General features: G+C 59.8%; 18 protein-coding genes. 9 read left to right on the forward strand and 9 right to left on the reverse strand.

Features of this window, described 5'->3' with window-relative positions:
• Positions 1–25 precede the first annotated feature (25 nt).
• The 4 genes from hflD to TX24_RS11370 form a co-directional block, all read right to left on the reverse strand.
• The gene (gene hflD / locus TX24_RS11355) at positions 26–649 is read right to left on the reverse strand and encodes a high frequency lysogenization protein HflD (protein ID WP_003192101.1); all 624 of its coding nucleotides are present in this window, start codon (positions 647–649) and stop codon (positions 26–28) included.
• Positions 646–1,770, reverse strand: coding sequence for a tRNA 2-thiouridine(34) synthase MnmA (mnmA, locus tag TX24_RS11360; RefSeq protein WP_057710356.1), 1,125 nt, complete (start codon positions 1,768–1,770; stop codon positions 646–648). The genes hflD and mnmA overlap by 4 nt, the downstream gene beginning before the upstream one ends.
• Before the next feature lie 59 nt (positions 1,771–1,829).
• Positions 1,830–2,276: an NUDIX hydrolase gene (locus tag TX24_RS11365; RefSeq protein ID WP_003192098.1), complete on the reverse strand. Its 447-nt coding sequence runs from the start codon at positions 2,274–2,276 to the stop codon at positions 1,830–1,832.
• A gap of 290 nt (positions 2,277–2,566) precedes the next feature.
• On the reverse strand, positions 2,567–4,792 hold the full coding sequence (locus tag TX24_RS11370; RefSeq protein ID WP_003192096.1) for an NADP-dependent isocitrate dehydrogenase: 2,226 nt from the start codon (positions 4,790–4,792) through the stop codon (positions 2,567–2,569).
• A gap of 483 nt (positions 4,793–5,275) precedes the next feature.
• Here TX24_RS11370 and icd point away from each other — a divergent pair, with 483 nt between their 5' ends.
• Positions 5,276–6,532 (forward strand): NADP-dependent isocitrate dehydrogenase, encoded by a 1,257-nt coding sequence (gene icd / locus TX24_RS11375; protein ID WP_034134539.1) that lies wholly within the window; start codon positions 5,276–5,278, stop codon positions 6,530–6,532.
• Between the two features lie 75 nt (positions 6,533–6,607).
• Here the strand turns inward: icd and cspD are convergent, their stop codons facing one another.
• On the reverse strand, positions 6,608–6,868 hold the full coding sequence (gene cspD, locus TX24_RS11380; protein ID WP_003192094.1) for a cold shock domain-containing protein CspD: 261 nt from the start codon (positions 6,866–6,868) through the stop codon (positions 6,608–6,610).
• 225 nt (positions 6,869–7,093) lie between these two features.
• Between cspD and clpS the strand changes: the two genes are divergently transcribed.
• Both clpS and clpA read left to right on the forward strand, forming a co-directional pair.
• Positions 7,094–7,459, forward strand: a complete 366-nt coding sequence (gene clpS / locus TX24_RS11385; protein ID WP_003192092.1) for an ATP-dependent Clp protease adapter ClpS — start codon at positions 7,094–7,096, stop codon at positions 7,457–7,459.
• Positions 7,460–7,488: 29 nt separating this feature from the next.
• A complete protein-coding gene (clpA, locus tag TX24_RS11390; RefSeq protein WP_003192090.1) occupies positions 7,489–9,759 on the forward strand; it encodes an ATP-dependent Clp protease ATP-binding subunit ClpA in 2,271 nt (756 codons plus the stop codon).
• A 245-nt stretch (positions 9,760–10,004) separates the two neighbouring features.
• Here the strand turns inward: clpA and infA are convergent, their stop codons facing one another.
• From infA to aat, 3 genes are all read right to left on the reverse strand, one after another.
• A complete protein-coding gene (gene infA, locus TX24_RS11395) occupies positions 10,005–10,223 on the reverse strand; it encodes a translation initiation factor IF-1 (RefSeq protein WP_002553999.1) in 219 nt (72 codons plus the stop codon).
• Between the two features lie 100 nt (positions 10,224–10,323).
• The gene (locus TX24_RS11400; protein ID WP_057710357.1) at positions 10,324–11,031 is read right to left on the reverse strand and encodes an arginyltransferase; all 708 of its coding nucleotides are present in this window, start codon (positions 11,029–11,031) and stop codon (positions 10,324–10,326) included.
• Between the two features lie 56 nt (positions 11,032–11,087).
• Positions 11,088–11,768: a leucyl/phenylalanyl-tRNA--protein transferase gene (gene aat / locus TX24_RS11405; RefSeq protein WP_057710358.1), complete on the reverse strand. Its 681-nt coding sequence runs from the start codon at positions 11,766–11,768 to the stop codon at positions 11,088–11,090.
• 476 nt (positions 11,769–12,244) lie between these two features.
• Here aat and ftsK point away from each other — a divergent pair, with 476 nt between their 5' ends.
• From ftsK to cysG, 6 genes are read left to right on the forward strand one after another with little or no spacing between them, the layout of a single operon-like run.
• On the forward strand, positions 12,245–14,653 hold the full coding sequence (ftsK, locus tag TX24_RS11410) for a DNA translocase FtsK (RefSeq protein WP_003192084.1): 2,409 nt from the start codon (positions 12,245–12,247) through the stop codon (positions 14,651–14,653).
• A gap of 54 nt (positions 14,654–14,707) precedes the next feature.
• Entirely contained in the window at positions 14,708–15,331 is a 624-nt protein-coding gene (gene lolA, locus TX24_RS11415; protein ID WP_003174700.1) for an outer membrane lipoprotein periplasmic chaperone LolA, read from the forward strand.
• Between the two features lie 27 nt (positions 15,332–15,358).
• Positions 15,359–16,684, forward strand: coding sequence for a replication-associated recombination protein A (locus TX24_RS11420; RefSeq protein ID WP_003192082.1), 1,326 nt, complete (start codon positions 15,359–15,361; stop codon positions 16,682–16,684).
• On the forward strand, positions 16,681–17,055 hold the full coding sequence (gene crcB / locus TX24_RS11425) for a fluoride efflux transporter CrcB (protein WP_003192080.1): 375 nt from the start codon (positions 16,681–16,683) through the stop codon (positions 17,053–17,055). Before TX24_RS11420 ends, crcB begins: the two co-directional genes overlap by 4 nt.
• Positions 17,056–17,070: 15 nt before the next feature.
• Positions 17,071–18,351, forward strand: coding sequence for a serine--tRNA ligase (gene serS / locus TX24_RS11430; RefSeq protein ID WP_003192079.1), 1,281 nt, complete (start codon positions 17,071–17,073; stop codon positions 18,349–18,351).
• Entirely contained in the window at positions 18,352–19,746 is a 1,395-nt protein-coding gene (cysG, locus tag TX24_RS11435; protein ID WP_003192077.1) for a siroheme synthase CysG, read from the forward strand.
• A gap of 123 nt (positions 19,747–19,869) precedes the next feature.
• Here the strand turns inward: cysG and TX24_RS11440 are convergent, their stop codons facing one another.
• Positions 19,870–20,865: a glutathione S-transferase family protein gene (locus tag TX24_RS11440; RefSeq protein ID WP_034134537.1), complete on the reverse strand. Its 996-nt coding sequence runs from the start codon at positions 20,863–20,865 to the stop codon at positions 19,870–19,872.
• Positions 20,866–20,875 lie beyond the last annotated feature (10 nt).

The following is a 20,875-nucleotide window of genomic DNA, read 5'->3' on the forward strand; positions in this document are numbered from 1 at the left end:
CTTGAAAACAGCCTGTTGGTGCGACTTATTCGTTGCGCATCAACGGGTAAAGCTCTTTGAGCAATTTGCGCCGGCTGATCACCAACTGCCAGCGATGACCGCCCAGCTGGCGCCACAAGCGTGCCGAACGAATACCGGCCAGCAGCAATGCGCGGATTTTCGACGCGTTGTTGGGTTGTTGCAGGTTGCGCATATCGCCGTGCACCTGGATGCGCTGGCGCAGGGTGCTCAAGGTGTCCTGGTACAGCGCACCACAGGCTGCGATCACGTTTTCGTGGGCCGGGCCGAAGTGTTCTACCTGGGACTGGATCTGCGGCAGGCGCTTGCCGATGGTGTCCAGCAGGTCGTCGCGCTTGGCCAGTTGGCGCTCAAGGCCAAGCATCGACAGGGCATAGCGCAACGGTTCGCGCTGCAAGGTGCTGGGGTCGCGCTCCAGGGCGCCGATCAGGGCGCGATAGCCTTCACGCAGCGCCAGGTCGTCGCCGCCGTAAACCTCAAGGGTGTCCTTGGGATCGCGGATCAGCAGGCTACCGAGCATGCAGGTCAGGCCGGCTTCAGTGACCTGGCCGGTCTTGGCGATCTTGTCCACCAGTACCGCAGCGAGAAACACACCGCCAAGGGCTGTCAACTGCTCCTGGGTCGGGCTCATGCCGGGTTGCTCCAGGCTTGCGCAACTTCAATCACGCCGCCGCCCAGGCAGATTTCGCCGTCATAGAACACCACGGACTGGCCAGGGGTGACCGCGCGTTGCGGGTCATCGAAGATGGCGCGGTAACCGGTGGCGGTCTTTTCCAGGGTGCAGGGCTGGTCGCTCTGGCGATAACGCACTTTGGCGGTCAGGCGGCGCGGGGTGCTCAAGTCGATCGGGTTGACCCAATAGATCTCGGAAGCGAGCAGGGCGCCGGAGAACAGCAGCGGGTGCTCATTGCCTTGGCCGACCACCAGCACGTTGTTTTCCAGGTCTTTGACCAGCACGTACCACGGCTCTTCACCTGCGTCCTTCAGGCCGCCAATGCCCAGGCCCTGACGCTGGCCGATGGTGTGGTACATCAGGCCGTGGTGACGGCCGATCACTTCACCGTCGGTAGTCTTGATCTCGCCGGGTTGCGCGGGCAGGTATTGCTTGAGGAAGTCGCTGAAACGCCGCTCGCCGATAAAGCAGATACCGGTGGAATCTTTCTTCTTGGCGGTGGCCAGGCCGTGCTTCTCGGCGATCTTGCGCACTTCGGGCTTTTCCAGCTCGCCGACCGGGAACAGCGTTTTGGCGATCTGTTCACCGCCGACGGCATGCAGGAAGTAGCTCTGGTCCTTGTTCGGGTCCAGGCCCTTGAGCAATTCGGTGCGGCTATCGATATCGCGACGGCGCACGTAGTGGCCGGTAGCTATCAGGTCGGCGCCGAGCATCATGGCGTAGTCGAGGAAGGCCTTGAACTTGATTTCGCGGTTGCACAGGATATCCGGGTTCGGCGTGCGGCCGGCCTTGTATTCGGCCAGGAAGTGCTCGAACACATTGTCCCAGTACTCGGCGGCGAAGTTGGCGGTGTGCAGCTTGATGCCGATCTTGTCGCACACGGCCTGGGCGTCGGCCAGGTCGTCCATGGCGGTGCAGTATTCCGTTCCATCGTCTTCTTCCCAGTTCTTCATGAACAGGCCTTCCACCTCATAACCCTGCTCCATGAGCAGAACGGCGGAAACGGAAGAGTCCACGCCGCCGGACATGCCGACGATGACGCGCTTCTTTTGTGTGTCAGAAGGGGCTGGATCACGCATAGGGTTTCAACGGGTGTCTTGAAAAAGGACGCGATTCTAGCAGGCCTGGGCCCGCAAGGCTAAAGAGAAGGGCGGATCAATTCGAGACTGTGGCGCTGGCCGGCCAAGTAATCATCGATGCAGCGGATAATCAGCTCGCTGCGCCAGTCGTCGCGCACCGCCATCAGCTCGTCACGGGTCAACCAGCGGGCGCGCAGGATGCCTTCGTCGAGTTGGTACTCCGGGTGGTGTCTCAGGGCCTTGGCGACAAAGCAGACCCGTTGATAGGTCACGCCATTGCTGGGTGCGGTGTACAGGTAGATGCCGACGATGCCGGTGGCTTCCACGTCCCAGCCGGTTTCTTCCAGCGTCTCGCGCACGGCGGCTTCGGTCAGGGTTTCGTTCGGGTCCAGGTGGCCGGCGGGCTGATTGAGCACGGCGCGGCCGCCCTTGAGTTCTTCGACCATCAGGAACTTGCCGTTGTCTTCGACGATGGTGGCGACGGTGATGTGGGGGAGCCAGGTCATTGCGAGCCTCGGTATCTGGAAGGTGGCATGCTCAATGTGGGAGCTGGCTTGCCTTAATGCCAGTCAATTAAGGCTTTTTTGTAGGAGCGAGCTTGCTCGCGAAAAACGTCAACGATAACGCGTGCTTGCTGAATGAACGCGGCGCCTTTGAGTTTTTCGCGAGCAAGCTCGCTCCTACAGACTGCAATCGCAGGCAAGCCAGCTCCCACATTGGATTGGGTTTCTTCAATGAAGTCCCTACAAGCAGAAACCCCGGCACTTGGCCGGGGCTTCTTTGCATCCTTACAACCTTACTTCAACTTGGCAATCGCCGCATTGAGGGTGTTGCTTGGGCGCATGGCTTTGCTGGTCAGCTCTGGGTTCGGCGCGTAGTAGCCGCCGATGTCCACTGGCTTGCCCTGTACGGCGTTGAGTTCGGCAACGATGGTTGCTTCGTTCTCGGCCAGGGTTTTGGCCAATTCGCCAAACTGCGCTTGCAGTGCAGTGTCTTCGGTCTGGGCGGCCAGGGCTTGTGCCCAGTACAGCGCCAGGTAGAAGTGGCTGCCGCGGTTGTCGATGTTGCCGACTTTGCGCGATGGCGACTTGTTGTTGTCCAGGAACTGGCCGGTAGCCTGGTCCAGGGTCTTGGACAGTACCAGGGCTTTCGGGTTGTTGTATGTCACACCCAAGTGCTCAAGGGACGCGGCCAGGGCCAGGAACTCGCCCAAAGAATCCCAGCGCAGGAAGTTTTCTTCCAGCAGTTGCTGCACGTGCTTTGGAGCCGAGCCGCCAGCGCCGGTTTCGAACAGGCCGCCACCGTTCATCAGCGGCACGATCGACAGCATCTTGGCGCTGGTGCCCAGTTCCATGATCGGGAACAGGTCGGTCAGGTAGTCGCGCAGTACGTTACCGGTCACCGAGATGGTGTCCAGGCCCTTGCGGGTGCGCTCCAGGGTGAACTTCATCGCATCGACCGGGGCCATGATGCGGATGTCCAGGCCTTCGGTGTTGTGGTCTTTGAGGTAAGCCTGAACTTTCTCGACGACTACACCATCGTGGGCGCGCTTAGGGTCCAGCCAGAAGATGGCCGGGGTGTTGCTGGCGCGAGCACGGTTGACGGCGAGCTTGACCCAGTCCTGGATCGGCGCGTCTTTGGTCTGGCACATGCGGAAGATGTCGCCAGCTTCGACGTTCTGTTCCATCAGCAGGTTGCCCTGGCTGTCGGTGACGCGGACAACGCCGTCAGCCTTGATCTGGAAGGTCTTGTCGTGGGAGCCGTACTCTTCGGCTTTCTTGGCCATCAGGCCAACGTTTGGCACGCTGCCCATGGTGGTTGGGTCGAAGGCGCCATTGGCCTTGCAGTCTTCGATGACCGCCTGGTAGATGGTGGCGTAGCAGCGATCCGGGATCACGGCCTTGGTGTCGTGCAACTGGCCGTCGGTGCCCCACATCTTGCCGGAGTCGCGGATCATTGCTGGCATCGAGGCGTCGACGATCACGTCGCTCGGCACGTGCAGGTTGGTGATGCCTTTGTCGGAGTTGACCATCGCCAGGGCAGGGCGCGCGGCGTAGACCGCCTGGATGTCGGCTTCGATCTGCGCTTGCTGGTCGGCCGGCAGGGCCTTGATGCGGGCGTACAGGTCGCCGATGCCGTTGTTCAGGTTGAAGCCGATCTGCTCCAGCACGGTGGCGTGCTTGGCCAGGGCGTCTTTATAGAACTCGGCAACGATCTGGCCGAACATGATCGGGTCGGAGACCTTCATCATGGTGGCTTTCAAGTGGACCGACAGCAGCACGCCTTGCTTCTTGGCGTCTTCGATTTCAGCGGCGATGAAGCTGCGCAGGGCTTTTTTGCTCAGCACGGCGGTGTCGATGATTTCGCCGGCCTGTACGTTGGTCTTTTCCTTCAGGACGGTGGTGGTGCCGTCCTTTGCGACCAGCGCAATTTTGACAGCGTCAGCGGCTTCGATCTGCACGGCTTTTTCGCTGCCGTAGAAGTCGCCGTTGTTCATGTGGGCAATGTGCGACTTGGAGTCGGCAGCCCAGGCGCCCATCTTGTGCGGGTGCTTGCGTGCGTAGTTCTTGACCGACAGCGGTGCGCGACGGTCGGAGTTGCCTTCGCGCAGGACCGGGTTCACGGCGCTGCCCTTGACCTTGTCGTAACGTGCACGGGTTTCTTTTTCCGCGTCGGTGGTTACGGTTTCAGGGTAGTCCGGCAGGGCGTAGCCCTGGGCCTGCAGTTCCTTGATCGCGGCTTGCAGCTGCGGGGTCGAGGCGCTGATGTTGGGAAGCTTGATGATGTTGGCTTCAGGCGTAACGGCCAGGTCGCCCAGTTCGGCGAGGTGGTCCGGGATGGCCTTGGTGCCCAGTTGCTCGGGGAAGCTTGCGAGGATGCGCCCGGCGAGGGAAATGTCGCGGGTTTCCACGGCAATATCAGCGGAAGCGGTGAAGGCCTCTACGATAGGCAGCAGTGAATAGGTGGCGAGGGCTGGGGCTTCGTCGGTGAAGGTGTAGATGATCTTCGAGCGGGTGGGCATATTCGGATTAACTCTCTTCTTTGCTGAAAGCGTGCGCAGAAACTCGAGATGCGCCGGGTAGAGCGCGTTCGTTCAAAGTCATCCATGAGCGAAATGTCGAGGTTTCTTCGCGGTGATGTTGGTTTGCATCAGTCGAGCGTCAAGCGGGTGGGCTATGGTAATAGTCCGGCTTTCTGGCGAAAGGCTACGTTCTAGAGCGGTCCGCCGTCGTGACTCTTTGGTCAGCGGCGGCATTATACATAGGTCGCTATGCTTACGCTGAGCCTTCATGAAAAAGGAGGCTCGTCCATTGGTCTAAAGGTCGCAGGCGCACGGGGTGGTGGGATGTGCTCAAGATTGGCGCTTTTCCCTTTGCTTTCAGGCTTGTAGGCCACCAAATATGCTGTTTTCGATGCAAATGAGCATGGCGTGAGGTTTCAGTCGCCATTTATCTGGAGTAGGCTCGAACGCAGCCAGATGTTCAATCCATAGATGGAGTTCAGCATGGGATACAAGAAGATTCAGGTTCCGGCAGTCGGCGACAAAATCACCGTCAATGCAGACCATTCTCTCAATGTTCCTGACCAACCGATCATCCCCTACATCGAAGGTGACGGTATTGGCGTCGACATCAGCCCGGTGATGATCAAGGTGGTCGACGCCGCTGTTGAAAAGGCTTACGGCGGCAAGCGCAAAATCTCCTGGATGGAGGTGTACGCTGGCGAAAAGGCCACGCAAGTCTACGACCAGGATACGTGGCTGCCCCAGGAAACCCTGGAGGCGGTCAAGGATTACGTGGTGTCCATCAAGGGTCCCCTGACCACGCCGGTCGGCGGCGGCATCCGCTCGCTGAACGTGGCCCTGCGCCAGCAACTCGACCTGTATGTGTGCCTGCGCCCGGTGCGCTGGTTCGAAGGCGTGCCCAGCCCGGTGAAAAAGCCTGGCGACGTGGACATGACCATCTTCCGTGAGAACTCCGAGGATATTTACGCCGGCATCGAGTGGAAGGCCGGTTCGCCGGAGGCGATCAAGGTGATCAAGTTCCTCAAGGAAGAAATGGGCGTTACCAAGATCCGTTTCGACCAGGATTGCGGGATTGGCGTCAAGCCGGTCTCCAAAGAGGGCACCAAGCGCCTGGCGCGCAAGGCCTTGCAGTATGTGGTGGATAACGACCGCGACTCGCTGACCATCGTGCACAAAGGCAACATCATGAAGTTCACCGAAGGGGCCTTCAAGGAGTGGGCCTACGAGGTGGCGGCTGAAGAGTTCGGCGCGACCCTGCTCGATGGCGGGCCGTGGATGCAGTTCAAGAACCCCAAGACCGGCAAGAATGTGGTGGTCAAGGATGCCATTGCCGACGCCATGCTCCAGCAGATCCTGCTGCGCCCGGCCGAGTATGACGTGATCGCCACGCTTAACCTCAATGGTGACTACCTGTCCGATGCCTTGGCGGCGGAAGTGGGCGGCATCGGTATTGCACCGGGGGCCAACCTGTCGGACACCGTTGCAATGTTTGAAGCCACCCATGGTACTGCGCCTAAATATGCGGGCAAGGATCAGGTCAACCCAGGGTCATTGATCCTGTCGGCAGAAATGATGCTGCGGCATATGGGCTGGGTCGAGGCGGCGGATCTGATCATCAAGGGCACCAACGGCGCGATTTCGGCCAAGACCGTGACTTATGACTTCGAGCGTCTGATGGATGGCGCTACGTTGGTGTCGTCGTCGGGCTTCGGTGATGCGTTGATCAAGCATATGTAAACAGGCAGAGAAAACCGGCCGCACTGATGAATCGGGGCGGCCGGTTTGCTTTGAGTGCTTAATTTCAGTGGCTGGTCAGGCCCGTTGCTTCTCTGATTTTTCTACCTTTGTTTCTTTCACGCCTGCAGTGGCAGGCGCATCAACAATATTTACGGCATGCATGCCTTTTGGCCCTTGAATGATTTCAAAGTTGACACGCTGACCCGCTTTCAACGTTTTGTAGCCTTCCATCTGGATCGCTGAGAAATGCGCAAAAAGGTCCTCAGTCTTGCCGTCTTCAATGACGAAGCCGAAACCTTTGGCATTATTGAACCATTTGACCTTACCACTAGCCATTCCCATATCCCTCTGCACCAGACTCCATCACTGGAGTATCATCCTGTCTATCCGTCCTAACCCGAATAAATAAGGTTGACTGCGCGGACCTTTTTTACCCACTGTGGGTTCTATTGGTTGTAACACCGTTTCGCCGATAGTCAAGGCGACCAGGCGGTCAGAGTTGAAATTCTGACAGGTCGCCCCCACCACTGTAATTGAACCACTGACGAACCTTTCTTTCCCATGCATGCAAACAGCCAGATTCGACTAACATTCAATCAGGATCGCCCGGATCAGGAACATGACGACGGTTCTGCAGGCATTGCTGTTCAAGAGGCGAAGCCTGCTTTACAGGCGCCGCCGATGTACAAGGTGGTTTTGTTTAATGATGACTACACACCGATGGATTTCGTCGTCGAAGTGCTCGAGGTGTTTTTCAACCTGAACCGCGAGTTGGCGACCAAGGTAATGCTGGCCGTTCACACAGAAGGACGGGCAGTATGTGGAGTGTTTACCCGCGACATAGCCGAGACAAAGGCCATGCAGGTCAACCAGTACGCCAGGGAAAGCCAGCATCCGCTACTCTGTGAAATCGAGAAGGACGGTTAACGCCGACCACTTGGGTATGAGGTGAAGCTATGTTAAACCGCGAGCTCGAAGTCACCCTCAATCTTGCCTTCAAGGAGGCTCGTTCGAAGCGTCATGAATTCATGACCGTCGAACACCTTTTGCTGGCACTTTTGGATAACGAAGCTGCCGCCACCGTTCTACGTGCGTGCGGCGCCAACCTTGACAAGCTCAAGCATGACCTGCAGGAGTTTATCGACTCCACCACGCCACTGATCCCCGTGCATGACGAGGACCGCGAAACCCAGCCAACCCTGGGCTTCCAGCGGGTATTGCAGCGTGCTGTGTTCCACGTACAGAGCTCCGGTAAGCGTGAGGTCACAGGCGCGAATGTACTTGTGGCAATTTTCAGCGAACAGGAAAGCCAGGCCGTGTTTCTGCTCAAGCAGCAGAGCGTTGCCCGTATTGATGTGGTCAACTACATCGCCCACGGTATCTCCAAGGTGCCTGGGCACGGCGATCATTCCGAGGGTGAGCAGGACATGCAGGACGAGGAGGGCGGCGAGTCTTCTTCTTCCAGCAACCCGCTGGATGCCTATGCAAGTAACCTCAATGAAATGGCGCGCCAGGGGCGGATCGATCCGCTAGTGGGGCGTGAGCATGAGGTTGAGCGTGTGGCGCAGATCCTGGCGCGTCGTCGCAAGAACAACCCATTGCTGGTGGGCGAGGCGGGCGTGGGTAAAACCGCGATTGCCGAAGGCCTGGCCAAGCGCATTGTCGACAACCAGGTGCCAGACCTGCTGGCCAGCAGTGTCGTCTACTCCCTTGACCTGGGCGCGTTGCTCGCCGGGACCAAGTACCGTGGCGATTTCGAGAAGCGCTTCAAGGCGTTGCTCGGCGAGCTGAAAAAACGCCCGCAGGCCATCCTGTTCATCGATGAGATCCATACCATCATTGGCGCCGGTGCGGCTTCCGGTGGGGTGATGGACGCTTCCAACCTGCTCAAGCCACTGCTGTCCTCGGGTGATATCCGCTGCATTGGTTCAACCACGTTCCAGGAATTTCGCGGCATCTTCGAAAAAGACCGTGCCCTGGCGCGTCGCTTCCAGAAAGTTGACGTGTCCGAGCCTTCGGTTGAAGACACCATCGGCATCCTGCGCGGGCTCAAGGGGCGTTTTGAAGCGCACCATGGCATCGAGTACACCGATGAGGCCCTGCGTGCGGCGGCTGAGCTGGCGTCGCGCTACATCAACGACCGGCACATGCCAGACAAAGCCATCGATGTGATCGACGAGGCGGGTGCCTACCAGCGCCTGCAGCCGGTCGAGAAGCGCGTGAAGCGCATCGACGTGCCTCAGGTCGAGGACATCGTGGCCAAGATCGCGCGGATTCCGCCAAAACACGTCACCAGTTCCGACAAGGAGTTGCTGCGTAACCTGGAGCGCGACCTCAAGCTCACCGTGTTTGGTCAGGATGCGGCCATCGACTCGCTGTCCACGGCGATCAAGTTGTCCCGTGCGGGCCTCAAGTCGCCGGACAAGCCAGTCGGTTCGTTCCTGTTCGCAGGCCCGACCGGCGTCGGCAAGACCGAGGCGGCTCGCCAGTTGGCCAAGGCCATGGGCATCGAGCTGGTGCGTTTCGACATGTCCGAGTACATGGAGCGCCACACGGTGTCGCGTTTGATCGGCGCGCCTCCGGGCTATGTCGGCTTCGATCAGGGCGGCCTGTTGACCGAGGCGATCACCAAGCAGCCACACTGCGTATTGCTGCTCGACGAAATCGAAAAGGCTCACCCGGAAGTCTTCAACCTGCTGTTGCAGGTCATGGACCACGGCACCCTGACCGACAACAACGGGCGCAAGGCAGACTTCCGCAACGTGATCGTGATCATGACCACCAACGCCGGTGCTGAAACCGCGGCGCGTGCTTCGATCGGCTTTACGCATCAGGATCACTCGTCTGATGCCATGGAAGTGATCAAAAAGAGCTTCACGCCGGAGTTCCGCAACCGCCTGGACACCATTATCCAGTTTGGTCGCCTCAGCCATGAGGTCATCAAAAGCGTGGTGGACAAGTTCCTCACCGAGCTTCAAGCGCAGTTGGAAGACAAGCGCGTGCAGCTGGATGTGACGGAAGCGGCCCGCAGTTGGATCGCAGAGGGCGGCTACGATGCGGCAATGGGCGCACGCCCAATGGCGCGTCTGATTCAGGACAAGATCAAACGGCCATTGGCCGAAGAAATCCTGTTCGGCGAACTCTCCGACCATGGCGGCGTGGTGCACATCGATCTGAAGGACGGCGAGCTGACCTTCGAGTTCGAGACCACGGCGGAAATGGCCTGATCGTTAGCTGCAACATTGCAAAAGGCGCCGAAAGGCGCCTTTTTGCTGTGTGCAATACGATTTACGAAGTAATGACGTTCAACTGTGGGAGCTGGCTTGCCTGCGATGGCGGTCCTTCAATAGCGCATCTATATCTGACCCGCCGCTATCGCAGGCAAGCCAGCTCCCACAGAGTCAAGTGGTGACTGTTAAATCCTGCGCACACAAAAACGCCCGGCATAACCGGGCGTTTTGTATTGACTTGCTTAGCGAGCGCGGTAAGTGATGCGCCCTTTGCTCAAGTCATAGGGCGTCAGCTCGACGCGCACTTTGTCACCGGTAAGAATACGAATGTAGTTCTTGCGCATCTTGCCGGAGATATGCGCGGTTACGACGTGCCCATTTTCCAACTCCACACGAAACATGGTGTTGGGCAGGGTGTCGACGACAGTGCCTTCCATTTCGAAGCTGTCTTCTTTCGACATGCAGTAAAGCCCTCGGTATCCAGTGAATGGCCCGGTGCAACTGCGCCAGGCAAAAGCGGCGTGCATTGTGCCCGAAAAAGGGTGTTCAAGCCAAGGGGTTCTAGTTAAGCGTGACCCATCTTTGATTAATCAGCAGCTCAATGGGCCGATATTGAGTCTTATAGTTCATCTTTTTGCAGTTCTTGATCCAGTATCCGAGGTACACCGCTTCCAGCTCCAGGCGCAGCGCTTCGCCTATTTGCCACAGGATGGCGAAACGCCCGAGGCTGCGGCGTTCTTCGGTCGGTTCGTAGAAGGTGTACACCGCCGAGAGGCCATTGGGCAGCAGGTCGGTCACCGCCACGGCCAGCAGGCGGCCGTCGAGGCGGAACTCGTAGAAGCGCGAAAAGGGCAGGTCACGCACCAGGAACGTGGAAAATTGGTCGCGGCTGGGCGGAAACATATCGCCGTCGGCATGACGCTGCTCGATATAGCGTTGGTAGAGATCGAAATATTCTTCGCTGTATTGAGGTTTAGTGGCGTGTACGGCCAAGTCGGCGTTGCGCTTGAGAATACGTTTCTGGTTACGGTCGGGCGAAAATTGAGCCACCGGGATGCGCGCAGGCACACACGCATTGCAATTCTGGCAATGGGGGCGGTACAGGTGATCGCCGCTGCGCCGAAAGCCCATCTCGGACAGGTCGGCATACACATGCACGTCCATGGGCTGGCTGGGATCGAGGAACAGCGTGGTGGCCTGCTCGTCGGGCAGATAGCTGCATGAGTGGGCTTGAGTGGCATAGAACTTCAAGCGCGCCAGCTCGGTCATGATCAACCCTCGGGATAAGCTTTGAAATAAGTGTAAGCCACGTGTGCGAAAGTCGCCTAGGAAACCCACGGGCTAGCGTTGGGTTGGTCCAGATGTTTGTGCAGGAAGTCGGCGAAGACGCTGCGCGGTATGCCGCGGGCACCCAGGCTGTGCAGGTGATCGTTGGGCATCTGGCAGTCGATCAGCACAAACCCCCAGGCTTGCAGTTGCCGGGTCAATGTGGCGAAACCGAATTTGGAGGCGTTGTCGGCGCGGCTGAACATGGACTCGCCAAAAAACAGCTGCCCCATCGCCAGGCCATACAGGCCGCCTACCAGTTCGCCCTGGTCCCAGACCTCGACGGAATGCGCGTAGCCTCGCTGGTGCAGCTCCAGGTAGGCCTGCTGGATGCCTTCGGTGATCCAGGTGCCATCGGCGTAGGCGCGGGGCGCGGCGCAGGCTTGGATGACGGCGGCGAAATCCTGGTCGAAGGTCACGGTATAGCGCTGCTGGCGCAATAATTTGCCCAGGCTGCGGGAAACATGCAGCTCGTCGGGGAATATCACTGTGCGCGGGTCGGGTGACCACCAGAGGATAGGCTGGCCTTCGGAGAACCAGGGGAAGCAGCCATGGCGGTAGGCCTGGATCAATCGTTCGGCCGACAGGTCGCCACCGGCGGCGAGCAGGCCGTTGGGTTCGCGCATGGCCTTGGCCAGGGGAGGGAACGTCAGGGTGTCGCGTTGTAACCAGGTCAGCATGGCATCCAGGCTTACGGTAGGGGAGGGGAGTGGCAGGTCATTCACCTGCGCCGCAAGCGTTGATTATTGACGACCCGGCGCCACGGGGCCAGCCCGAATAGGCTATTGACGTGGATTAGCATGAGCGGGTGTTTCTGCAACTCTATACACAGGGTGTTGTCGTAATCGGGTCTGGCACATGCCGGCCATTTGCCAAGCTTGCCTGGATTGCTAAATACAGCTCATAAGCCTTTGTCAGCAAAGACAATGCGTGCTCAAATTGTCCGCGCAGTCAGGTGAAGGGCAAGTGTGTGGCATCACGCACGCAAACCCGTACAATGCGGCCATTGTGGCGTTATCGCCATTTCACCTATCCGTCACCTGATGTTAAAAGTAGATTCAGCAACATTCGTTCATTTTTCAGCTGCTCCGGATAGAGCAGTCGTGTGTAGTCATTCAACAGATGGACGCGCTAAAGGCGCAGGAATAGACCCGTTTTGAAGAAATCCGCCGCAGCACCTAAAGCAGCAGTCGTACCGGCCTGGCGCCAGCACCTGCATTACCGACTCAAGGAAGGCGCACTGATTGCCATCGGTGCGCTGTGCCTGTTCCTGATGATGGCCTTGCTCACCTATGGCAAGGACGATCCGGGCTGGAGCCATAACAGCAAGATCGATGACGTGCAGAATTTCGGCGGCCCGGTAGGTTCCTACAGCGCCGATATCCTCTTCATGATCCTGGGTTACTTCGCCTACATTTTCCCGCTGTTGCTGGCTATCAAGACCTGGCAGATCTTCCGCCAGCGTCACGAGCCGTGGCAGTGGAGCGGCTGGCTGTTTTCCTGGCGCCTGATCGGCCTGGTGTTCCTGGTGCTGTCGGGCGCGGCGCTGGCGCATATCCACTTCCATGCACCGACCGGCTTGCCGGCGGGCGCAGGCGGGGCTCTGGGCGAAAGCCTTGGCGACCTGGCGCGCAGAACCCTGAATATCCAGGGCAGCACCCTGATGTTCATCGCGCTGTTCCTGTTCGGTCTCACGGTATTCACCGACCTGTCATGGTTCAAAGTGATGGACGTGACCGGCAAGATCACCCTCGACTTGTTCGAATTGTTCCAGGGCGCCGCCAACCGCTGGTGGGCCGCCCGTGTCGAGCGCAAGCAAATGGTGGCGCAGCTGCGTGAGGTTGACACCCGTGTCAACGAGGTGGTGGCTCCAAGCACGCCTGATCGACGCGAGCAAGCCAAGGTCAAGGAGCGCTTGATCGAGCGCGAGCAGGCCCTGAGCAAGCACATGTCGGACCGTGAAAAGCAGGTGCCGCCCGTGATCGCCCCGGCACCGCCCAAGGCGCCGGAGCCCAGCCATCGCGTGCAAAAAGAGAAGCAGGCACCGTTGTTTATCGACAGCGCCGTCGAAGGCACCTTGCCGCCGATCTCGATTCTGGACCCGGCCGAAAAGAAACAACTCAACTATTCCCCGGAATCCCTGGCGGCCGTGGGCCACCTGCTGGAAATCAAGCTCAAGGAATTCGGCGTCGAAGTGTCGGTGGACTCGATCCATCCTGGCCCGGTGATTACCCGTTACGAAATCCAGCCGGCCGCCGGGGTAAAAGTCAGCCGCATTTCCAACCTGGCCAAAGACTTGGCGCGTTCCCTGGCCGTGACCAGCGTGCGTGTGGTGGAAGTGATCCCGGGCAAGACCACCGTGGGTATCGAGATCCCCAACGAAGACCGGCAGATCGTGCGCTTCTCCGAAGTGCTGTCGACCCCTGAATACGACAACTTCAAATCGCCGGTCACCCTGGCACTCGGCCATGACATCGGCGGCAAGCCGGTGATTACCGACCTGGCGAAAATGCCGCACCTGCTGGTAGCCGGTACTACCGGTTCCGGTAAGTCGGTGGGTGTGAACGCCATGATCCTGTCGATCCTGTTCAAGTCCGGGCCGGATGACGCCAAGCTGATCATGATCGACCCGAAGATGTTGGAACTGTCGATCTACGAAGGCATCCCGCACCTGCTATGCCCGGTGGTCACCGACATGAAGGACGCCGCCAACGCTCTGCGCTGGAGCGTTGCCGAGATGGAGCGCCGCTACAAGCTGATGGCGAAGATGGGCGTGCGTAACCTGTCGGGCTTCAACGCCAAGGTCAAGGAAGCCCAGGACGCCGGCACACCGCTGACCGACCCGCTGTACAAGCGCGAAAGCATTCACGATGAAGCACCGCTGCTGACCAAGCTGCCGACTATCGTGGTGGTGGTCGATGAATTTGCCGACATGATGATGATCGTCGGCAAGAAGGTTGAAGAGCTGATCGCCCGTATTGCCCAGAAGGCGCGGGCGGCGGGTATCCACTTGATTCTTGCGACCCAGCGGCCGTCGGTGGACGTGATCACCGGCCTGATCAAGGCCAACATTCCGACGCGCATGGCGTTCCAGGTCTCCAGCAAGATCGACTCGCGCACCATCATCGACCAGGGTGGCGCCGAGCAACTGCTGGGCCACGGTGACATGCTCTACATGCCGCCGGGCACCAGTCTGCCGATTCGCGTTCACGGTGCCTTTGTTTCCGATGACGAAGTCCACCGTGTGGTCGAAGCCTGGAAACTGCGTGGCGCGCCGGAATATAACGACGACATTCTCGCTGGCGTGGAAGAGGCCGGCAGCGGCTTCGACGGTGGCAGCAGCGGTGGCGACGATGATGCTGAAACCGACGCACTCTACGACGAAGCCGTGGCCTTCGTACTGGAAAGCCGCCGCGCCTCGATTTCGGCGGTGCAGCGCAAGCTGAAAATCGGCTACAACCGCGCCGCCCGCATGATCGAAGCCATGGAAATGGCCGGCGTCGTGACCGCAATGAACACCAATGGCTCGCGTGAAGTCATCGCCCCCGGGCAGATGCGCGACTGATTCCGCGCCGCGTGGCAACACGCGGCGTGCCCTGACTACTCAATGAGGACTCCCATGCGCTTTATCCGCATGCTGTTGTTGCCGGCCCTGGCCCTGACCGCTGTTTCGGCTCACGCTGACCCGGCTTCCGTCGCCAGCCTGAAGAACCTGTTGGACAAATCCCAGACCCTCACCGCGCGCTTCTCCCAGCTGACCCTGGATGCCGGCGGCACCCAGTTGCAGGAAACCGCCGGTGAAATGGCCGTGCAGCGCCCAGGGCTGTTCTACTGGCATACCGAAGGCAAGGCGGAGCAGACCATCGTTTCCGACGGCCAGAAAGTCACGCTGTGGGACCCGGACCTGGAACAGGCCACCATCAAGAAGCTCGATCCGCGCCTGAACCAGACCCCGGCGCTGTTGTTGTCGGGTGATGTGTCGAAAATCAACGACAGCTTCGACATCACCTCCAAGCAGACCAGCAACGTCATCGAGTTCACCCTCAAGCCAAAATCCAAGGACACGCTGTTTGACACGCTGTCCCTGTCGTTCGGCAACGGCGTGATCAACAACATGCGCCTGGTCGACAGCGTCGGCCAGCGCACCGATATCCTGTTCTCCGGGGTCAAGGCTAACCAGCCGGTGCCCGCGTCCAAGTTCAAGTTCGACATCCCCAAGGGTGCCGACGTGATCCAGGAATAAACTGCCCAGAGGTTTCAAACGCTGCCCATGGATCTGTTTCGAAGTGACCCGATTGCCCAGCCATTGGCCGCGCGCTTGCGTTCGACCAATCTGGATGAGTACGTCGGTCAGGAACACCTGCTCGCTCGGGGCAAGCCCTTGCGTGAAGCCCTGGAGCAGGGTGCGCTGCATTCGATGATTTTCTGGGGCCCGCCGGGCGTGGGCAAGACCACCCTGGCGCGGTTGCTGGCGAAAGTCTCGGATGCGCACTTTGAAACGGTCTCGGCGGTGCTCGCCGGGGTCAAGGAGATCCGCCAGGCGGTGGAAGTCGCCAAGCAGCAGGCCGGGCAGTACGGCAAGCGCACTATCCTGTTCGTCGACGAAGTGCATCGCTTCAACAAGTCACAGCAGGATGCGTTCCTGCCCTACGTCGAGGACGGTACGCTGATCTTTATCGGCGCCACCACCGAAAACCCGTCCTTTGAATTGAACAACGCCTTGTTATCACGGGCGCGGGTCTATGTGCTCAAGAGCCTGGATGAAGCGGCGATGCGAAAGCTGCTGCACCGTGCCTTGAGCGAAGACAAGGGCCTGGGCAAGCGCCAGCTGAGCCTCAGCGATGAAGGCTTCAAGATTTTACTGACCGCCGCCGATGGTGACGGGCGTCGCTTTCTCAACCTGCTGGAGAACGCCTCCGACCTGGCCGAAGACGGCGGCGAGATTGGCGTCGACCTGTTGCAAAGCCTACTCGGTGACACACGCCGGCGTTTCGACAAGGGCGGCGAAGCCTTCTACGACCAGATTTCCGCGCTGCACAAGTCTGTACGCGGCTCCAACCCTGACGGCGCGCTGTACTGGTTTGCGCGCATGATCGATGGCGGTTGCGACCCGCTGTACCTGGCGCGTCGTGTAGTGCGCATGGCCAGCGAAGACATCGGCAATGCCGACCCACGCGCCCTGAGCCTGTGCCTGGCCGCCTGGGAGGTGCAGGAGCGCCTCGGCAGCCCGGAAGGCGAGCTGGCGGTGGCCCAGGCCATCACCTACCTGGCCTGCGCGCCGAAAAGCAACGCGGTGTACATGGGCTTCAAGTCGGCCCTGCGTGCGGCCGCCGAACATGGCTCCCTCGAAGTGCCGCTGCACCTGCGCAACGCGCCGACCAAGTTGATGAAGCAACTGGGGTATGGCGACGAATACCGTTATGCCCACGATGAGCCGGACGCCTATGCGGCCGGCGAAGACTACTTCCCCGATGAGCTTGAACCGCAGCCGTTCTATCAGCCAGTGCCCCGTGGCCTGGAGCTGAAGATCGGTGAGAAGCTCAATCACCTGGCCGCCCTCGACCGTCTGAGCCCCCGGCAGCGGAGAAAATCATGATTCCTTTGGTGGTCGCCGTCTCGGCCGGAGGTATCGCCGGTACACTGCTGCGCTTTGCTACCGGCAATTGGATCAACGCCAATTGGCCGAAACACTTCTATACGGCGACGCTCGCCGTTAATATCGTGGGCTGCCTGTTGATCGGCGTGTTATACGGCCTGTTTTTGTTACGCCCGGAAGTGCCTGTCGAGGTACGTGCCGGCCTGATGGTTGGCTTTCTTGGCGGCCTGACGACTTTTTCATCCTTTTCACTGGATACCGTGCGCCTGCTGGAAAGCGGGCAAGTGCCGCTGGCGATTGGCTATGCGGCCATCAGCGTATTCGGCGGGCTGCTCGCCACCTGGGCTGGCCTGTCCTTGACCAAACTTTGATAACGAGAGACCGACATGCTCGATTCCAAACTGTTACGTAGCAACCTTCAGGACGTAGCGGACCGCCTGGCATCCCGTGGCTTTGCCTTGGATGTTGCGCGCATCGAAGCGCTGGAAGAACAGCGCAAGACCGTCCAGACCCGCACCGAAGCACTGCAGGCTGAACGTAATGCGCGCTCCAAGTCCATCGGCCAGGCCAAGCAGCGCGGCGAAGACATCGCGCCGTTGATGGCGGATGTCGAGCGCATGGGCACTGAGCTGTCCGACGGCAAAATCGAGCTGGAAGGCATTCAGACCCAATTGGATTCGATCCTGCTGGGCATTCCGAACCTGCCCCACGAATCCGTCCCGGTCGGCGAAGACGAAGACGGCAACGTCGAAGTGCGCCGCTGGGGCACGCCGAAAACCTTCGATTTCGAGATCAAGGACCACGTCGCCCTGGGCGAATTGACTGGTGGCCTGGATTTTGAAACCGCGGCAAAAATGTCCGGCGCACGCTTTGCCTTGCTGCGCGGCCCGATTGCGCGCATGCACCGTGCCCTGGCGCAGTTCATGATCAACCTGCACACCGGCGAACACGGTTACGAGGAAGCCTACACCCCGTACCTGGTTCAGGCGCCGGCGTTGATGGGCACCAGCCAACTGCCGAAATTCGAAGAAGACCTGTTCAAGATCAGCCGCGACGGCGAAGCCGACCTGTACCTGATCCCGACGGCCGAAGTGTCGCTGACCAATATCGTCGCCGGCGAAATCCTCGACGCCAAGCAACTGCCGTTGAAGCTGGTGGCCCACAGCCCGTGCTTCCGTAGCGAAGCCGGCGCGTCGGGGCGCGATACCCGTGGCATGATCCGCCAGCATCAGTTCGACAAGGTTGAGATGGTGCAGGTGGTAGAGCCGTCGACCTCCATGCAAGCCCTGGAAGGCCTGACTGCCAACGCCGAGCGCGTGTTGCAGCTGTTGGAGCTGCCTTACCGTGTACTGGCCCTGTGTACGGGCGACATGGGCTTCAGCGCCGTGAAAACCTACGACCTGGAAGTGTGGGTGCCGAGCCAGGACAAATACCGCGAGATTTCGTCGTGCTCCAACTGCGGTGACTTCCAGGCCCGTCGCATGCAGGCGCGTTTCCGCAACCCGGAAACCGGCAAGCCGGAGCTGGTGCACACCCTCAACGGTTCGGGCCTGGCCGTAGGCCGTACCCTGGTGGCCGTACTGGAAAACTACCAGCAGGCCGACGGTTCGATCCGTGTACCTGAGGTGCTCAAGCCGTACATGGCGGGCGTTGAGGTCATCCGCTAAATGGAATTTCTGCCGCTGTTTCATAACCTGCGCGGCAGTCGTGTGTTGGTCGTCGGTGGTGGGGAGATTGCCTTGCGCAAATCCCGACTGCTGGCCGACGCCGGCGCGGTGTTGCGGGTGGTTGCTCCCCAGATCGAAAGCCAGTTGCGTGAGCTGGTACTGGGCAGTGGCGGGGAATTGATGTTGCGCGGTTATCAGGAGGCCGACTTGGACGGTTGCACCCTGATTATCGCGGCCACCGACGATGAGCCACTGAATGCGCAGGTGTCCAGTGATGCCAAGCGTCGCTGCGTGCCGGTCAATGTGGTGGACGCGCCAGCGTTGTGCAGCGTGATCTTCCCGGCGATTGTCGACCGTTCACCCTTGGTGATTGCTGTCTCCAGCGGCGGTGACGCGCCGGTACTGGCACGCCTGATCCGTGCCAAGCTGGAAACCTGGATACCTTCCACCTACGGCCAACTGGCCGGTTTGGCGGCGCGTTTTCGCGCCCAGGTCAAAGGTTTGTACCCGGATGTGCAGCAGCGTCGCGCGTTCTGGGAAGAAGTGTTCCAGGGCCCGATTGCCGACCGCCAGTTGGCCGGGCAGGGCGAGGAGGCCGAGCGCCTGTTGATCGAAAAGGTCAATGGCGCGCCGCCTTATGCGCCCGGCGAGGTGTACTTGGTGGGCGCGGGCCCAGGTGACCCGGATTTGCTGACCTTCCGTGCACTGCGCCTGATGCAGCAAGCCGATGTGGTGCTGTACGACCGTTTGGTGGCGCCGGCGATTTTGGAACTGTGCCGTCGTGATGCCGAGCGCGTGTACGTCGGTAAGCGTCGCGCCGATCACGCCGTGCCCCAGGACCAGATCAACCAGCAACTGGTCGACCTGGCCAAACAAGGCAAGCGCGTGCTGCGCCTTAAAGGTGGCGATCCGTTCATCTTTGGCCGTGGTGGCGAAGAGATTGAGGAATTAGCGGCCCACGGCATCCCGTTCCAGGTGGTGCCGGGTATCACGGCAGCCAGTGGTTGCGCGGCTTATGCCGGGATTCCGCTGACGCATCGCGACTATGCCCAATCGGTGCGCTTCATCACCGGCCACCTGAAGAACAATACCTCGGATCTGCCCTGGCAGGACCTGGTCGGGCCGTCGCAGACCCTGGTGTTCTACATGGGCCTGATTGGCTTGCCGATTATTTGCGAGCAGTTGATCAAGCACGGGCGTGCAGCCGATACCCCAGCGGCGTTGATCCAGCAGGGCACCACGTCCAACCAGCGCGTGTTCACCGGCACCCTGGCCGACCTGCCGCGCATGGTGGCGGAGCATGAAGTGCACGCGCCGACATTGGTGATCGTGGGTGAGGTGGTGGTACTGCGTGAAAAGCTCAAGTGGTTCGAGGGCGCCCAGTCCCAGGTTTGAACGACTGACCCACTGTAGGAGCGAGCTTGCTCGCGAAAAACTCAAGGACGCCAAGGGCTACCTGATAGCTGCGTTATCGTTGGCGTTCTTCGCGAGCAAGCTCGCTCCTACAGGCGGTTTATGTCAGCTCCATACACCTTTGCCGTGCAATGCATGGCGATCATGCTCGGTATCAAACCCCTGCAACGGCCCCTTCGGCACAATCCCCGTCGGGTTGATCGTGCGATGGCTGGCATAGTAATGCCCCTTGATATGCTCGAAATCCACCGTCTCGGCCACCCCTGGCCACTGATACATCTCCCTTAGCCAGTTCGACAAATTCGCATAGTCGGCAATCCGCCGCAGGTTGCATTTGAAGTGGCTGTAATACACCGCATCAAAACGAATCAGCGTGGTGAACAGCCGCACATCGGCTTCGGTCAGGTACTCGCCGGCCAAATAACGATGGCTGCCCAGGTGCTGTTCCAGATGATCCAATTCGGCAAACACATCATCAAACGCGCTTTCATACGCCTGTTGTGAGGTGGCGAAGCCTGCGCGGTACACGCCGTTGTTGACGGCGGGGTAGATGCGTTCGTTGAGGGCGTCGATGGTCGGGCGTAGGGCTTGGGGGTAGAAATCCAGGGTATTGCCGGTCAGCTCATTGAACGCACTGTTAAACATGCGGATGATCTCCGCCGATTCATTGCTGACGATGCGCTTGAGCTTTTTGTCCCACAGCACCGGCACGGTGACGCGCCCGGTGTAGTCGGCGGTATCGGCGGTGTAGCGTTGGTGCATGAAGTTGAAATCGTCCAGTTTGTCGCCGCTGGAGCCGTGGGCCTGGTCGAAGGTCCAGCCGTTTTCCAGCATCAGCCAACTGACCACCGAGACGTCGATCAGGCTTTCCAGGCCCTTGAGCTTGCGCAGGATCAAGGTGCGGTGCGCCCACGGGCAGGCGAGAGACACATAGAGGTGATAGCGACCGGCCTCGGCCTTGAAGCCGCCTTCGCCGCTCGGGCCTGGCGCGCCATCGGCGGTCACCCAGTTGCGGCGTTGCGCCTGTTCCCGTTGGAAAGCGCCGTCTGCGCTACTTTCGTACCACTGGTCTTTCCATTGTCCTTCGATCAATAAACCCATGACTGGCTCC

Origin of the sequence: Pseudomonas lactis, assembly GCF_001439845.1 — a bacterium.
Lineage (GTDB): Bacteria > Pseudomonadota > Gammaproteobacteria > Pseudomonadales > Pseudomonadaceae > Aquipseudomonas > Aquipseudomonas lactis.

Bases quoted from the DNA above. Each gene is read 5' to 3' on its own strand.
- hflD (WP_003192101.1), bottom strand. From the start codon at position 649: ATGAGCCCGACCCAGGAGCAGTTGACAGCCCTTGGCGGTGTGTTTCTC.
- mnmA (WP_057710356.1), bottom strand. From the start codon at position 1,770: ATGCGTGATCCAGCCCCTTCTGACACACAAAAGAAGCGCGTCATCGTC.
- TX24_RS11365 (WP_003192098.1), bottom strand. From the start codon at position 2,276: ATGACCTGGCTCCCCCACATCACCGTCGCCACCATCGTCGAAGACAAC.
- TX24_RS11370 (WP_003192096.1), bottom strand. From the start codon at position 4,792: ATGCCCACCCGCTCGAAGATCATCTACACCTTCACCGACGAAGCCCCA.
- icd (WP_034134539.1), top strand. From the start codon at position 5,276: ATGGGATACAAGAAGATTCAGGTTCCGGCAGTCGGCGACAAAATCACC.
- cspD (WP_003192094.1), bottom strand. From the start codon at position 6,868: ATGGCTAGTGGTAAGGTCAAATGGTTCAATAATGCCAAAGGTTTCGGC.
- clpS (WP_003192092.1), top strand. From the start codon at position 7,094: ATGCATGCAAACAGCCAGATTCGACTAACATTCAATCAGGATCGCCCG.
- clpA (WP_003192090.1), top strand. From the start codon at position 7,489: ATGTTAAACCGCGAGCTCGAAGTCACCCTCAATCTTGCCTTCAAGGAG.
- infA (WP_002553999.1), bottom strand. From the start codon at position 10,223: ATGTCGAAAGAAGACAGCTTCGAAATGGAAGGCACTGTCGTCGACACC.
- TX24_RS11400 (WP_057710357.1), bottom strand. From the start codon at position 11,031: ATGACCGAGCTGGCGCGCTTGAAGTTCTATGCCACTCAAGCCCACTCA.
- aat (WP_057710358.1), bottom strand. From the start codon at position 11,768: ATGCTGACCTGGTTACAACGCGACACCCTGACGTTCCCTCCCCTGGCC.
- lolA (WP_003174700.1), top strand. From the start codon at position 14,708: ATGCGCTTTATCCGCATGCTGTTGTTGCCGGCCCTGGCCCTGACCGCT.
- TX24_RS11420 (WP_003192082.1), top strand. From the start codon at position 15,359: ATGGATCTGTTTCGAAGTGACCCGATTGCCCAGCCATTGGCCGCGCGC.
- crcB (WP_003192080.1), top strand. From the start codon at position 16,681: ATGATTCCTTTGGTGGTCGCCGTCTCGGCCGGAGGTATCGCCGGTACA.
- serS (WP_003192079.1), top strand. From the start codon at position 17,071: ATGCTCGATTCCAAACTGTTACGTAGCAACCTTCAGGACGTAGCGGAC.
- cysG (WP_003192077.1), top strand. From the start codon at position 18,352: ATGGAATTTCTGCCGCTGTTTCATAACCTGCGCGGCAGTCGTGTGTTG.
- TX24_RS11440 (WP_034134537.1), bottom strand. From the start codon at position 20,865: ATGGGTTTATTGATCGAAGGACAATGGAAAGACCAGTGGTACGAAAGT.